The following is a 14,574-nucleotide window of genomic DNA, read 5'->3' on the forward strand; positions in this document are numbered from 1 at the left end:
GAAATGATGACAAAAGGGGAAGTACTAATATAGGAGGGTTTCAGATGAAAAAATTACTATTGTTGTCATTTGTTTTATTCGGTTGTACAAATGAAAATATAACTGCCGAAAAAGTCGCGACAAATTTGAATACTCCTTGGTCCATAAATCAACATGAAAATACTTTCTACATATCTGAACGTGTGGGCACTATAGCAGAAATTACGAGTAATGGAAAAGTTGTTCATAAACAAGTGAAACTTACTAATGATTTGTCAAATGCTTCGGAAGCAGGTCTACTCGGGTTTGTATTAAAGAATGATTTTGACGATTCACATGAGGCATTCGCATACTACACATACAATCAGAATGGAGATTCTTTTAATCGAGTAGTAACAATTAGACAAGATAATGATGCATGGAAGGAAGTTTCCATTCATCTAGACAGTATACCTACAGGCAATATTCATCATGGGGGCAGACTAGCAATTGGACCGGATGGGTTCTTATATGTCACGGTTGGTGATGCAGGAAATCCAACTAATGCACAAGATGCAAAATCTCTTAACGGGAAAATACTACGAATGAGGGAAGATGAAACATTCGAAATCTATACTACCGGACATCGCAATCCACAAGGACTCGCTTGGGATAAGGATGGAACACTTTTCGAGACTGAACATGGACAAACTGCAATGGATGAAATTAATCGAATAGAACCAGGTAAAAACTACGGATACCCAATTATCCAAGGGACAGAAACGAAGGATGGATTGGAATCACCTATTATTACCTCCGGTGAACATGATACATGGGCACCTTCAGGTATTACATTTCACAAAGGAAAGTTATATGTTGCTTCCCTTCGTGGCGAAGCGGTCAAAGTAATGAATGTATCGACAGGAGAAGTAGAGCGTTCCATTACTGGATTTGGACGTGTACGCGATGTATTCTCTAACGGAGAATACATCTACTTTGTTACAAATAACACAGATGGTCGAGGAGCACCTAATAACGGTGATGATATACTGTATCGCTTGAAAGAGTAACTTGCTACAACTTCAAGCACATCGCGATTTGCACACCTGATCTACCATTGAATCGCTTACCTTCATCGATAAATCCTGCCTTTAAATAAACTGATTGCGCTGCCTTATTAGCTTCGTTAACACCAAGTACGATTTGGTTTACTTGAGGAAAATTTTCGCTTGTATATTCGAGTAGTAGTCCCATCGATATCATTGCAATTCCACGCCCTTGATAAGTTGGATGTACAGAATAACCTCGCAGTAAAATGCTCTCTTGTATTTCTGTATAATGAAATTTATCTTCACCTATATCGAGCACGAAAAACCCTGCAACTTGCCCTTTTTCTAAAATAACAATTGGTGAATAAGTAGTTGTATTTTCACTTCGTTCTAATAGTTCAAGTGGATGTGCTGTGAAGGTTAAGTGCTCTTTTGAAAGTGGATAATCCTCTAAAGCAGCTCGATATTTCATTTCATAAGGTGCAAGTGTAATCATGAATACTTCCTCTTTTTCTATTTTTATATTAGCATAACACAATAATTTCTCTAGTCTCAAATTGTGGACAAGTACTCGGCCCATTTATCTCTTCTAGGTTAATACTGTATACACTGAAAGAAAAAGTGCCTCACTTAGGAAATCACTTTCCCTTTAATACAATTGAAATCCCATATCATCTACTACATGAATATATTTTGGCACCTTCAAGTAAATATATGTGATTCCAGCCGCTCTCCCATTTTCATAGCCTTGTAAAAAGCCATCTGCAGAAAGAACTAATAATTTATTTGATAAATCCAGCTAGTATTTTTAGTAAAGTTGTTTTCCCATCACCATTGCGTCCAATTAAGCCAGTTATTTTATGATCTTCTAATTGAAATGTTATATCTTCAAGCGCATGCATTCGCTTATAACGCTTTTTTAACCTTTGACACTCAATCACCCTCACATTTGTTCCTCCTCCCATTTTTAATTAGTTGGATAAGTTCCTCTTCTGTCACAGAAAGCCTTCTCGCTTCCAATACAAGCTCTCTAACCATATGCACTAACGTTTCACTTCGTCTCTTTTCCAAAATCTTTATTTTGGCTTCTGGTTTTACAAACATACCAAGACCCCTTCTCTTGTAAAGAATTTGATCCTCCACGAGTATCGTCAACCCTTTAGCTGCTGTTGCTGGATTTATATTGAAGAGGTCTGCTAATTGGTATTGAGAATGAACTTTCTCATCGCTTTGAAAACGATCGGCTATTATTTCATTCTCCATCCATTCGGAAATTTGAATATAGATAGGCTTCGTACTATCAGCATTTAGATTCAATTTTATAAACCTCCTTTCAAACATTTCAGTGCAATAGTGTTGTAATGTAGTATATTATAAAATCGTAGAATTGTCTAATTTATTTTGACAATTAAAAACCACATTCTAGATATATGCTTTAATTTAACTATAAATTTATTTTTTAATACTAAAAAGGGTTATCGGAAATTATCTAGAATTTATATATAAGAGATGGAGGTTATTTTATATGAAGTTAGGACAAGTTGCAGTAAATGTAGAAAATGTAGCACGTGCTGTCGTATTTTATAAGGATGTAATCGGATTACCTTTATTATTTGAAATCGATGGTTTAGCATTCTTTCAATGTGAAGATACAAGATTATTATTAAGTAGATCTGAAACAGCAGAATTCGACCACAAAAGCTCTGTATTGTATTTTAAAGTGGATAATTTGTATGGAGAAGTTGCACGAATGCAAGAAGCAGGTGCAATATTCATAGACGATCCACATATGGTTGCAAAGATGGATGATACCGAAACATGGATGGCATTCTTTAAAGACACAGAAGGAAATACCCATGCATTAATGAGTGAAATATAAAGTAGCCCCTCATTGGAGGGGCATTTTTACATTTGTGACCGAATAAAAAAATTCTGATCGGACAGAGAATAATGTGACTGTTTAGCATTTTTCACTCATTTTATATTTAGTTGCTTTCCCTTCCCCCACAATTATTAACCCCATACTCTGTAACATTCTTGTGATGGTTTGATGCTGTTGAATATGCAAAAATCTGCGGCATTCACTATTCGATAGTTGGTCTCCAATGAATATAAAACATTCTTAGACTGCATTAATATGTGCATTCGCCTCTTTATAACTGCACGCTAGACTATAAAATTTACTTTTCAAGACTAAATTATACGCAAAAACTTAATTTATAATTATTTGCTTCTTAATGTCGGTATATGTAATTATTTCCCGGGTAATGTCGTATCAAGTTGAGTACAAGACTTTATCTAATTCCCACAAAATCAAGTCCTTTTCTCATTAACCAAGTAAGCATTCCGTAACTATTTGAAAATTTGTACAACAAAAAAAGTCGCCACCGATTACTCGGTAACGACTTTTTATAGTGCCCAGCGACGTCCTACTCTTGCAGGGGGAAACCCCCAACTACCATCGGCGCTGAAGAGCTTAACTTCCGTGTTCGGTATGGGAACGGGTGTGACCTCTTCGCCATCATCACTAGATAATGAGTGCTTGTTCACTCAAAACTGGATAAAAGACATTGAAATGTGCAAAATCATATTTGGTTAAGTCCTCGATCGATTAGTATTCGTCAGCTGCACATGTCGCCACGCTTCCACCCCGAACCTATCTACCTCATCGTCTTTGAGGGATCTTACTTACTTGCGTAATGGGAAATCTCATCTTGAGGGGGGCTTCGTGCTTAGATGCTTTCAGCACTTATCCCGTCCACACATAGCTACCCAGCGATGCTCTTGGCAGAACAACTGGTACACCAGCGGTGTGTCCATCCCGGTCCTCTCGTACTAAGGACAGCTCCTCTCAAATTTCCTACGCCCACGACGGATAGGGACCGAACTGTCTCACGACGTTCTGAACCCAGCTCGCGTACCGCTTTAATGGGCGAACAGCCCAACCCTTGGGACCGACTACAGCCCCAGGATGCGATGAGCCGACATCGAGGTGCCAAACCTCCCCGTCGATGTGGACTCTTGGGGGAGATAAGCCTGTTATCCCCGGGGTAGCTTTTATCCGTTGAGCGATGGCCCTTCCATGCGGAACCACCGGATCACTAAGCCCGTCTTTCGACCCTGCTCGACTTGTAGGTCTCGCAGTCAAGCTCCCTTCTGCCTTTACACTCTTCGAATGATTTCCAACCATTCTGAGGGAACCTTTGGGCGCCTCCGTTACACTTTAGGAGGCGACCGCCCCAGTCAAACTACCCGCCTGACACTGTCTCCTACCCGGGTTACGGGTATGGGTTAGAATTTCAATACAACCAGGGCAGTATCCCACCGACGCCTCCTCCGAAGCTGGCGCTCCGGGCTCTAAGGCTCCTGCCTATCCTGTACAAGTTGCACCAAAATTCAATATCAAGCTATAGTAAAGCTCCACGGGGTCTTTCCGTCCTGTCGCGGGTAACCTGCATCTTCACAGGTACTATAATTTCACCGAGTCTCTCGTTGAGACAGTGCCCAGATCGTTACGCCTTTCGTGCGGGTCGGAACTTACCCGACAAGGAATTTCGCTACCTTAGGACCGTTATAGTTACGGCCGCCGTTTACTGGGGCTTCAATTCGCACCTTCGCTTGCGCTAAGCACTCCTCTTAACCTTCCAGCACCGGGCAGGCGTCAGCCCCTATACTTCACCTTACGGTTTTGCAGAGACCTGTGTTTTTGCTAAACAGTCGCCTGGGCCTATTCACTGCGGCTCTTCTAGGCTATACACCCAAAAGAGCACCCCTTCTCCCGAAGTTACGGGGTCATTTTGCCGAGTTCCTTAACGAGAGTTCTCTCGCTCACCTTAGGATTCTCTCCTCGACTACCTGTGTCGGTTTGCGGTACGGGCACCTATCACCTCGCTAGAGGCTTTTCTTGGCAGTGTGAAATCAGGAACTTCGGACTAAGTCCTCGCCATCACAGCTCAATGTTACAGAGTGCGGATTTGCCTACACTCACACCTCACTGCTTGGACATGCATAACCAACAGCATGCTTACCCTATCCTTCTGCGTCCCCCCATTGCTCAAACGGTGGTTTGGTGGTACAGGAATATCAACCTGTTGTCCATCGTCTACGCCTATCGGCCTCGACTTAGGTCCCGACTAACCCTGAGCGGACGAGCCTTCCTCAGGAAACCTTAGTCATACGGTGGATGGGATTCTCACCCATCTTTCGCTACTCATACCGGCATTCTCACTTCTAAGCGCTCCACCAGTCCTTCCGGTCTGACTTCAACGCCCTTAGAACGCTCTCCTACCACTGATACCATAGGTATCAATCCACAGCTTCGGTGATTTGTTTAGCCCCGATACATTTTCGGCGCAGCGTCACTCGACCAGTGAGCTATTACGCACTCTTTAAATGATGGCTGCTTCTAAGCCAACATCCTGGTTGTCTAAGCAACGCCACATCCTTTTCCACTTAACAAATACTTTGGGACCTTAGCTGGTGGTCTGGGCTGTTTCCCTCTTGACTACGGATCTTATCACTCGCAGTCTGACTCCCAAACATAAATCATTGGCATTCGGAGTTTGTCTGAATTCGGTAACCCGGGATGGGCCCCTAGTCCAAACAGTGCTCTACCTCCAAGATTCTAACGTTTGAGGCTAGCCCTAAAGCTATTTCGGAGAGAACCAGCTATCTCCAGGTTCGATTGGAATTTCTCCGCTACCCACACCTCATCCCCGCACTTTTCAACGTGCGTGGGTTCGGACCTCCAGTAAGTGTTACCTTACCTTCATCCTGGACATGGGTAGATCACCTGGTTTCGGGTCTACGACCACATACTCATTCGCCCTATTCAGACTCGCTTTCGCTGCGGCTCCGTCTTCTCAACTTAACCTTGCATGTAATCGTAACTCGCCGGTTCATTCTACAAAAGGCACGCCATCACCCATTAACGGGCTCTGACTACTTGTAGGCACGCGGTTTCAGGATCTATTTCACTCCCCTTCCGGGGTGCTTTTCACCTTTCCCTCACGGTACTGGTTCACTATCGGTCACTAGGTAGTATTTAGCCTTGGGAGATGGTCCTCCCAGATTCCGACGGAATTTCACGTGTTCCGCCGTACTCAGGATACACTCAAGAGAGAATGAACTTTTGACTACGGGGCTTTTACCCTATCCTGCGGACCTTTCCAGATCGCTTCGTCTAGCTCATTCCTTTGTAACTCTATGTAGAGTGTCCTACAACCCCAAGAGGCAAGCCTCTTGGTTTGGGCTATTCCCGTTTCGCTCGCCGCTACTCAGGGAATCGATTTTTCTTTCTCTTCCTCCAGGTACTTAGATGTTTCAGTTCCCTGGGTGTGCCACAGATACGCTATGTATTCACGTAAATGTACTGCTCCATTACGAACAGTGGGTTTCCCCATTCGGAAATCTCCGGATCAAAGCTCACTTACAGCTCCCCGAAGCATATCGGTGTTAGTGCCGTCCTTCTTCGGCTCCTAGTGCCAAGGCATTCACCGCGCGCCCTTATTAACTTAACCTAATTTGGTCCTCCGTGGAAACACGGACTTCCTATAGTAGTTAAAAATACTACGCAAAATATAATCACAAAAATGATTACAAATTGAATTTCTTGAATTTGTTTCTTTCAATGTCTTTTTATCCAGTTTTCAAAGAACAAGTTTTCAAATGCTCATAAAAATGAACATTCAAAACTGAACTGCAAAACGTTAAGATACAGATAAAAATCTGTATTCCGATATTATCCTTAGAAAGGAGGTGATCCAGCCGCACCTTCCGATACGGCTACCTTGTTACGACTTCACCCCAATCATCTGTCCCACCTTCGGCGGCTGGCTCCCGTAAGGGTTACCCCACCGACTTCGGGTGTTACAAACTCTCGTGGTGTGACGGGCGGTGTGTACAAGGCCCGGGAACGTATTCACCGTGGCATGCTGATCCACGATTACTAGCGATTCCGGCTTCATGTAGGCGAGTTGCAGCCTACAATCCGAACTGAGAACGGTTTTATGGGATTAGCTCACCCTCGCGGGGTTGCGACCCTCTGTACCGTCCATTGTAGCACGTGTGTAGCCCAGGTCATAAGGGGCATGATGATTTGACGTCATCCCCACCTTCCTCCGGTTTATCACCGGCAGTCACCTTAGAGTGCCCAACTAAATGCTGGCAACTAAGATCAAGGGTTGCGCTCGTTGCGGGACTTAACCCAACATCTCACGACACGAGCTGACGACAACCATGCACCACCTGTCACCGCTGTCCCCGAAGGGAAAGATCTATCTCTAGAACGGTCAGCGGGATGTCAAGACCTGGTAAGGTTCTTCGCGTTGCTTCGAATTAAACCACATGCTCCACCGCTTGTGCGGGCCCCCGTCAATTCCTTTGAGTTTCAGTCTTGCGACCGTACTCCCCAGGCGGAGTGCTTAATGCGTTAGCTGCAGCACTAAGGGGCGGAAACCCCCTAACACTTAGCACTCATCGTTTACGGCGTGGACTACCAGGGTATCTAATCCTGTTTGCTCCCCACGCTTTCGCGCCTCAGCGTCAGTTACAGACCAGAAAGCCGCCTTCGCCACTGGTGTTCCTCCAAATCTCTACGCATTTCACCGCTACACTTGGAATTCCGCTTTCCTCTTCTGTACTCAAGTCCCCCAGTTTCCAATGACCTTCCACGGTTGAGCCGTGGGATTTCACATCAGACTTAAAGGACCGCCTGCGCGCGCTTTACGCCCAATAATTCCGGACAACGCTTGCCACCTACGTATTACCGCGGCTGCTGGCACGTAGTTAGCCGTGGCTTTCTAATGAGGTACCGTCAAGGTACGAGCAGTTACTCTCGTACTTGTTCTTCCCTCACAACAGAGTTTTACGATCCGAAAACCTTCTTCACTCACGCGGCATTGCTCCATCAGACTTTCGTCCATTGTGGAAGATTCCCTACTGCTGCCTCCCGTAGGAGTCTGGGCCGTGTCTCAGTCCCAGTGTGGCCGATCACCCTCTCAGGTCGGCTACGCATCGTCGCCTTGGTGAGCCGTTACCTCACCAACTAGCTAATGCGCCGCGGGCCCATCCTGTAGTGACAGCCGAAACCGTCTTTTAACATCTCCCCATGTGAGGAAATGGATTATTCGGTATTAGCCCCGGTTTCCCGGAGTTATCCCAATCTACAGGGCAGGTTGCCCACGTGTTACTCACCCGTCCGCCGCTAAATCAGAAGAAGCAAGCTTCTTCGTCATTCGCTCGACTTGCATGTATTAGGCATGCCGCCAGCGTTCGTCCTGAGCCAGGATCAAACTCTCCATAATAGAGAACTTAAAAAGCTCATTTTGTTTTGCTGGCATCATCATTAAATGATGTCCAAATTGTTTTGCTGTCGGACTAACCAAAGTTAGTCTTTCAAGCTGTATTTCTTAACGTTTTGCATGTTCAGTTTTCAATGTTCATGTTTTTCATTTCATTGTTATTTTGTTTCGACAACTTTATTATCATAACAAATCAAATTAGTAATGTCAATAACTTTTTTAAATTACTTTTTTTGAAAATCTAGTGATTTAAAAGACAACTTAATTACTATAACACCCTTCAAAGAGAATGACAAGTACTTTTTTTATAAAATTTATATATCATTTCCTATAGAATATATAGGTGAAATAAAATGGTGAGGCACTACCAATAGTAATTACTCACTTTTTCTTGCGAAAACTGGTTATTTATAAAAGCTCTATCTCATTGATGTATATTAAAAACTATGGCACTTAGTTGTGTGAAAAACTCAACATTAATTATAGAGTCTAAAAAAGAATCCATACCATTTTAATTATCTAAACTTGTGTATAATAATCTCTACATTACGATCTTCATCTTTAGCTTGTGGCGTACCCATGAAAGACATCTTATCGTTTGAAAAAATGAACAACCCTCATGAATTCACTTTTTTTAAAATAGCTAAATTTTTTTCAACAAAAAAAGTCGCCACCGATTACTCGGTAACGACTTTTTATAGTGCCCAGCGACGTCCTACTCTTGCAGGGGGAAACCCCCAACTACCATCGGCGCTGAAGAGCTTAACTTCCGTGTTCGGTATGGGAACGGGTGTGACCTCTTCGCCATCATCACTAGACAATGAGTGCTTGTTCACTCAAAACTGGATAAAAGACATTGAAATGTGCAAATTCATATTTGGTTAAGTCCTCGATCGATTAGTATTCGTCAGCTGCACATGTCGCCACGCTTCCACCCCGAACCTATCTACCTCATCGTCTTTGAGGGATCTTACTTACTTGCGTAATGGGAAATCTCATCTTGAGGGGGGCTTCGTGCTTAGATGCTTTCAGCACTTATCCCGTCCACACATAGCTACCCAGCGATGCTCTTGGCAGAACAACTGGTACACCAGCGGTGTGTCCATCCCGGTCCTCTCGTACTAAGGACAGCTCCTCTCAAATTTCCTACGCCCACGACGGATAGGGACCGAACTGTCTCACGACGTTCTGAACCCAGCTCGCGTACCGCTTTAATGGGCGAACAGCCCAACCCTTGGGACCGACTACAGCCCCAGGATGCGATGAGCCGACATCGAGGTGCCAAACCTCCCCGTCGATGTGGACTCTTGGGGGAGATAAGCCTGTTATCCCCGGGGTAGCTTTTATCCGTTGAGCGATGGCCCTTCCATGCGGAACCACCGGATCACTAAGCCCGTCTTTCGACCCTGCTCGACTTGTAGGTCTCGCAGTCAAGCTCCCTTCTGCCTTTACACTCTTCGAATGATTTCCAACCATTCTGAGGGAACCTTTGGGCGCCTCCGTTACACTTTAGGAGGCGACCGCCCCAGTCAAACTACCCGCCTGACACTGTCTCCTACCCGGGTTACGGGTATGGGTTAGAATTTCAATACAACCAGGGCAGTATCCCACCGACGCCTCCTCCGAAGCTGGCGCTCCGGGCTCTAAGGCTCCTGCCTATCCTGTACAAGTTGCACCAAAATTCAATATCAAGCTATAGTAAAGCTCCACGGGGTCTTTCCGTCCTGTCGCGGGTAACCTGCATCTTCACAGGTACTATAATTTCACCGAGTCTCTCGTTGAGACAGTGCCCAGATCGTTACGCCTTTCGTGCGGGTCGGAACTTACCCGACAAGGAATTTCGCTACCTTAGGACCGTTATAGTTACGGCCGCCGTTTACTGGGGCTTCAATTCGCACCTTCGCTTGCGCTAAGCACTCCTCTTAACCTTCCAGCACCGGGCAGGCGTCAGCCCCTATACTTCACCTTACGGTTTTGCAGAGACCTGTGTTTTTGCTAAACAGTCGCCTGGGCCTATTCACTGCGGCTCTTCTAGGCTATACACCCAAAAGAGCACCCCTTCTCCCGAAGTTACGGGGTCATTTTGCCGAGTTCCTTAACGAGAGTTCTCTCGCTCACCTTAGGATTCTCTCCTCGACTACCTGTGTCGGTTTGCGGTACGGGCACCTATCACCTCGCTAGAGGCTTTTCTTGGCAGTGTGAAATCAGGAACTTCGGACTAAGTCCTCGCCATCACAGCTCAATGTTACAGAGTGCGGATTTGCCTACACTCACACCTCACTGCTTGGACATGCATAACCAACAGCATGCTTACCCTATCCTTCTGCGTCCCCCCATTGCTCAAACGGTGGTTTGGTGGTACAGGAATATCAACCTGTTGTCCATCGTCTACGCCTATCGGCCTCGACTTAGGTCCCGACTAACCCTGAGCGGACGAGCCTTCCTCAGGAAACCTTAGTCATACGGTGGATGGGATTCTCACCCATCTTTCGCTACTCATACCGGCATTCTCACTTCTAAGCGCTCCACCAGTCCTTCCGGTCTGACTTCAACGCCCTTAGAACGCTCTCCTACCACTGATACCATAGGTATCAATCCACAGCTTCGGTGATTTGTTTAGCCCCGATACATTTTCGGCGCAGCGTCACTCGACCAGTGAGCTATTACGCACTCTTTAAATGATGGCTGCTTCTAAGCCAACATCCTGGTTGTCTAAGCAACGCCACATCCTTTTCCACTTAACAAATACTTTGGGACCTTAGCTGGTGGTCTGGGCTGTTTCCCTCTTGACTACGGATCTTATCACTCGCAGTCTGACTCCCAAACATAAATCATTGGCATTCGGAGTTTGTCTGAATTCGGTAACCCGGGATGGGCCCCTAGTCCAAACAGTGCTCTACCTCCAAGATTCTAACGTTTGAGGCTAGCCCTAAAGCTATTTCGGAGAGAACCAGCTATCTCCAGGTTCGATTGGAATTTCTCCGCTACCCACACCTCATCCCCGCACTTTTCAACGTGCGTGGGTTCGGACCTCCAGTAAGTGTTACCTTACCTTCATCCTGGACATGGGTAGATCACCTGGTTTCGGGTCTACGACCACATACTCATTCGCCCTATTCAGACTCGCTTTCGCTGCGGCTCCGTCTTCTCAACTTAACCTTGCATGTAATCGTAACTCGCCGGTTCATTCTACAAAAGGCACGCCATCACCCATTAACGGGCTCTGACTACTTGTAGGCACGCGGTTTCAGGATCTATTTCACTCCCCTTCCGGGGTGCTTTTCACCTTTCCCTCACGGTACTGGTTCACTATCGGTCACTAGGTAGTATTTAGCCTTGGGAGATGGTCCTCCCAGATTCCGACGGAATTTCACGTGTTCCGCCGTACTCAGGATACACTCAAGAGAGAATGAACTTTTGACTACGGGGCTTTTACCCTATCCTGCGGACCTTTCCAGATCGCTTCGTCTAGCTCATTCCTTTGTAACTCTATGTAGAGTGTCCTACAACCCCAAGAGGCAAGCCTCTTGGTTTGGGCTATTCCCGTTTCGCTCGCCGCTACTCAGGGAATCGATTTTTCTTTCTCTTCCTCCAGGTACTTAGATGTTTCAGTTCCCTGGGTGTGCCACAGATACGCTATGTATTCACGTAAATGTACTGCTCCATTACGAACAGTGGGTTTCCCCATTCGGAAATCTCCGGATCAAAGCTCACTTACAGCTCCCCGAAGCATATCGGTGTTAGTGCCGTCCTTCTTCGGCTCCTAGTGCCAAGGCATTCACCGCGCGCCCTTATTAACTTAACCTAATTTGGTCCTCCGTGGAAACACGGACTTCCTATAGTAGTTAAAAATACTACGCAAAATATAATCACAAAAATGATTACAAATTGAATTTCTTGAATTTGTTTCTTTCAATGTCTTTTTATCCAGTTTTCAAAGAACAAGTTTTCAAATGCTCATAAAAATGAACATTCAAAACTGAACTGCAAAACGTTAAGATACAGATAAAAATCTGTATTCCGATATTATCCTTAGAAAGGAGGTGATCCAGCCGCACCTTCCGATACGGCTACCTTGTTACGACTTCACCCCAATCATCTGTCCCACCTTCGGCGGCTGGCTCCCGTAAGGGTTACCCCACCGACTTCGGGTGTTACAAACTCTCGTGGTGTGACGGGCGGTGTGTACAAGGCCCGGGAACGTATTCACCGTGGCATGCTGATCCACGATTACTAGCGATTCCGGCTTCATGTAGGCGAGTTGCAGCCTACAATCCGAACTGAGAACGGTTTTATGGGATTAGCTCACCCTCGCGGGGTTGCGACCCTCTGTACCGTCCATTGTAGCACGTGTGTAGCCCAGGTCATAAGGGGCATGATGATTTGACGTCATCCCCACCTTCCTCCGGTTTATCACCGGCAGTCACCTTAGAGTGCCCAACTAAATGCTGGCAACTAAGATCAAGGGTTGCGCTCGTTGCGGGACTTAACCCAACATCTCACGACACGAGCTGACGACAACCATGCACCACCTGTCACCGCTGTCCCCGAAGGGAAAGATCTATCTCTAGAACGGTCAGCGGGATGTCAAGACCTGGTAAGGTTCTTCGCGTTGCTTCGAATTAAACCACATGCTCCACCGCTTGTGCGGGCCCCCGTCAATTCCTTTGAGTTTCAGTCTTGCGACCGTACTCCCCAGGCGGAGTGCTTAATGCGTTAGCTGCAGCACTAAGGGGCGGAAACCCCCTAACACTTAGCACTCATCGTTTACGGCGTGGACTACCAGGGTATCTAATCCTGTTTGCTCCCCACGCTTTCGCGCCTCAGCGTCAGTTACAGACCAGAAAGCCGCCTTCGCCACTGGTGTTCCTCCAAATCTCTACGCATTTCACCGCTACACTTGGAATTCCGCTTTCCTCTTCTGTACTCAAGTCCCCCAGTTTCCAATGACCTTCCACGGTTGAGCCGTGGGATTTCACATCAGACTTAAAGGACCGCCTGCGCGCGCTTTACGCCCAATAATTCCGGACAACGCTTGCCACCTACGTATTACCGCGGCTGCTGGCACGTAGTTAGCCGTGGCTTTCTAATGAGGTACCGTCAAGGTACGAGCAGTTACTCTCGTACTTGTTCTTCCCTCACAACAGAGTTTTACGATCCGAAAACCTTCTTCACTCACGCGGCATTGCTCCATCAGACTTTCGTCCATTGTGGAAGATTCCCTACTGCTGCCTCCCGTAGGAGTCTGGGCCGTGTCTCAGTCCCAGTGTGGCCGATCACCCTCTCAGGTCGGCTACGCATCGTCGCCTTGGTGAGCCGTTACCTCACCAACTAGCTAATGCGCCGCGGGCCCATCCTGTAGTGACAGCCGAAACCGTCTTTTAACATCTCCCCATGTGAGGAAATGGATTATTCGGTATTAGCCCCGGTTTCCCGGAGTTATCCCAATCTACAGGGCAGGTTGCCCACGTGTTACTCACCCGTCCGCCGCTAAATCAGAAGAAGCAAGCTTCTTCGTCATTCGCTCGACTTGCATGTATTAGGCATGCCGCCAGCGTTCGTCCTGAGCCAGGATCAAACTCTCCATAATAGAGAACTTAAAAAGCTCATTTTGTTTTGCTGGCATCATCATTAAATGATGTCCAAATTGTTTTGCTGTCGGACTAACCAAAGTTAGTCTTTCAAGCTGTATTTCTTAACGTTTTGCATGTTCAGTTTTCAATGTTCATGTTTTTCATTTCATTGTTATTTTGTTTCGACAACTTTATTATCATAACAAATCAAATTAGTAATGTCAATAACTTTTTTAAATTACTTTTTTTGAAAATCTAGTGATTTAAAAGACAACTTAATTACTATAACACCCTTCAAAGAGAATGACAAGTACTTTTTTTATAAAATTTATATATCATTTCCTATAGAATATATAGGTGAAATAAAATGGTGAGGCACTACCAATAGTAATTACTCACTTTTTCTTGCGAAAACTGGTTATTTATAAAAGCTCTATCTCATTGATGTATATTAAAAACTATGGCACTTAGTTGTGTGAAAAACTCAACATTAATTATAGAGTCTAAAAAAGAATCCATACCATTTTAATTATCTAAACTTGTGTATAATAATCTCTACATTACGATCTTCATCTTTAGCTTGTGGCGTACCCATGAAAGACATCTTATCGTTTGAAAAAATGAACAACCCTCATGAATTCACTTTTTTTAAAATAGCTAAATTTTTTTCAACAAAAAAAGTCGCCACCGATT

Annotated in this window: 5 protein-coding genes and 6 rRNA genes; 2 read left to right on the forward strand and 9 right to left on the reverse strand. The window is 45.3% G+C overall.

All coding sequences use genetic code 11. The features are described from left to right. The first annotated feature begins 44 nt into the window (after positions 1-44). Positions 45-1,028 carry a PQQ-dependent sugar dehydrogenase gene (locus ACEPXD_RS16990; RefSeq protein WP_391117851.1) on the forward strand — a complete coding sequence of 328 codons (984 nt, stop codon included), beginning with the start codon at positions 45-47 and terminating at the stop codon, positions 1,026-1,028. A 4-nt stretch (positions 1,029-1,032) separates the two neighbouring features. On the opposite strand, the gene ACEPXD_RS16995 is transcribed toward ACEPXD_RS16990, so the two are convergent. From ACEPXD_RS16995 to ACEPXD_RS17005, 3 genes are all read right to left on the reverse strand, one after another. Continuing rightward, positions 1,033-1,503, reverse strand: a complete 471-nt coding sequence (locus ACEPXD_RS16995; RefSeq protein WP_391117853.1) for a GNAT family N-acetyltransferase — start codon at positions 1,501-1,503, stop codon at positions 1,033-1,035. Positions 1,504-1,789: 286 nt separating this feature from the next. Then, positions 1,790-1,954, reverse strand: coding sequence for an ATP-binding cassette domain-containing protein (locus ACEPXD_RS17000; RefSeq protein ID WP_391117855.1), 165 nt, complete (start codon positions 1,952-1,954; stop codon positions 1,790-1,792). Then, positions 1,941-2,324, reverse strand: a complete 384-nt coding sequence (locus ACEPXD_RS17005; protein WP_391117857.1) for a GntR family transcriptional regulator — start codon at positions 2,322-2,324, stop codon at positions 1,941-1,943. Before ACEPXD_RS17005 ends, ACEPXD_RS17000 begins: the two co-directional genes overlap by 14 nt. A 208-nt stretch (positions 2,325-2,532) precedes the next feature. Between ACEPXD_RS17005 and ACEPXD_RS17010 the strand changes: the two genes are divergently transcribed. Beyond that, on the forward strand, positions 2,533-2,886 hold the full coding sequence (locus ACEPXD_RS17010; protein ID WP_391117859.1) for a VOC family protein: 354 nt from the start codon (positions 2,533-2,535) through the stop codon (positions 2,884-2,886). Positions 2,887-3,423: 537 nt separating this feature from the next. On the opposite strand, the gene rrf (ACEPXD_RS17015) is transcribed toward ACEPXD_RS17010, so the two are convergent. From rrf (ACEPXD_RS17015) to ACEPXD_RS17040, 6 genes are all read right to left on the reverse strand, one after another. Next, positions 3,424-3,539: ribosomal RNA gene (rrf, locus tag ACEPXD_RS17015) — 5S ribosomal RNA — on the reverse strand. A 59-nt stretch (positions 3,540-3,598) separates the two neighbouring features. Then, positions 3,599-6,526, reverse strand: a 23S ribosomal RNA gene (locus ACEPXD_RS17020). 231 nt (positions 6,527-6,757) lie between these two features. Then, positions 6,758-8,311 (reverse strand): 16S ribosomal RNA (locus ACEPXD_RS17025). Between the two features lie 699 nt (positions 8,312-9,010). Continuing rightward, positions 9,011-9,126, reverse strand: a 5S ribosomal RNA gene (gene rrf, locus ACEPXD_RS17030). A 59-nt stretch (positions 9,127-9,185) separates the two neighbouring features. Continuing rightward, a 23S ribosomal RNA gene (locus ACEPXD_RS17035) occupies positions 9,186-12,113 on the reverse strand. Between the two features lie 231 nt (positions 12,114-12,344). Beyond that, positions 12,345-13,898 (reverse strand): 16S ribosomal RNA (locus tag ACEPXD_RS17040). Together the 16S, 23S and 5S rRNA genes form the textbook arrangement of a ribosomal RNA operon. Positions 13,899-14,574 lie beyond the last annotated feature (676 nt).

It is taken from the genome of Psychrobacillus sp. L3 (assembly GCF_042945595.1).
In the GTDB taxonomy this organism is placed as follows: Bacteria; Bacillota; Bacilli; order Bacillales_A; family Planococcaceae; genus Psychrobacillus.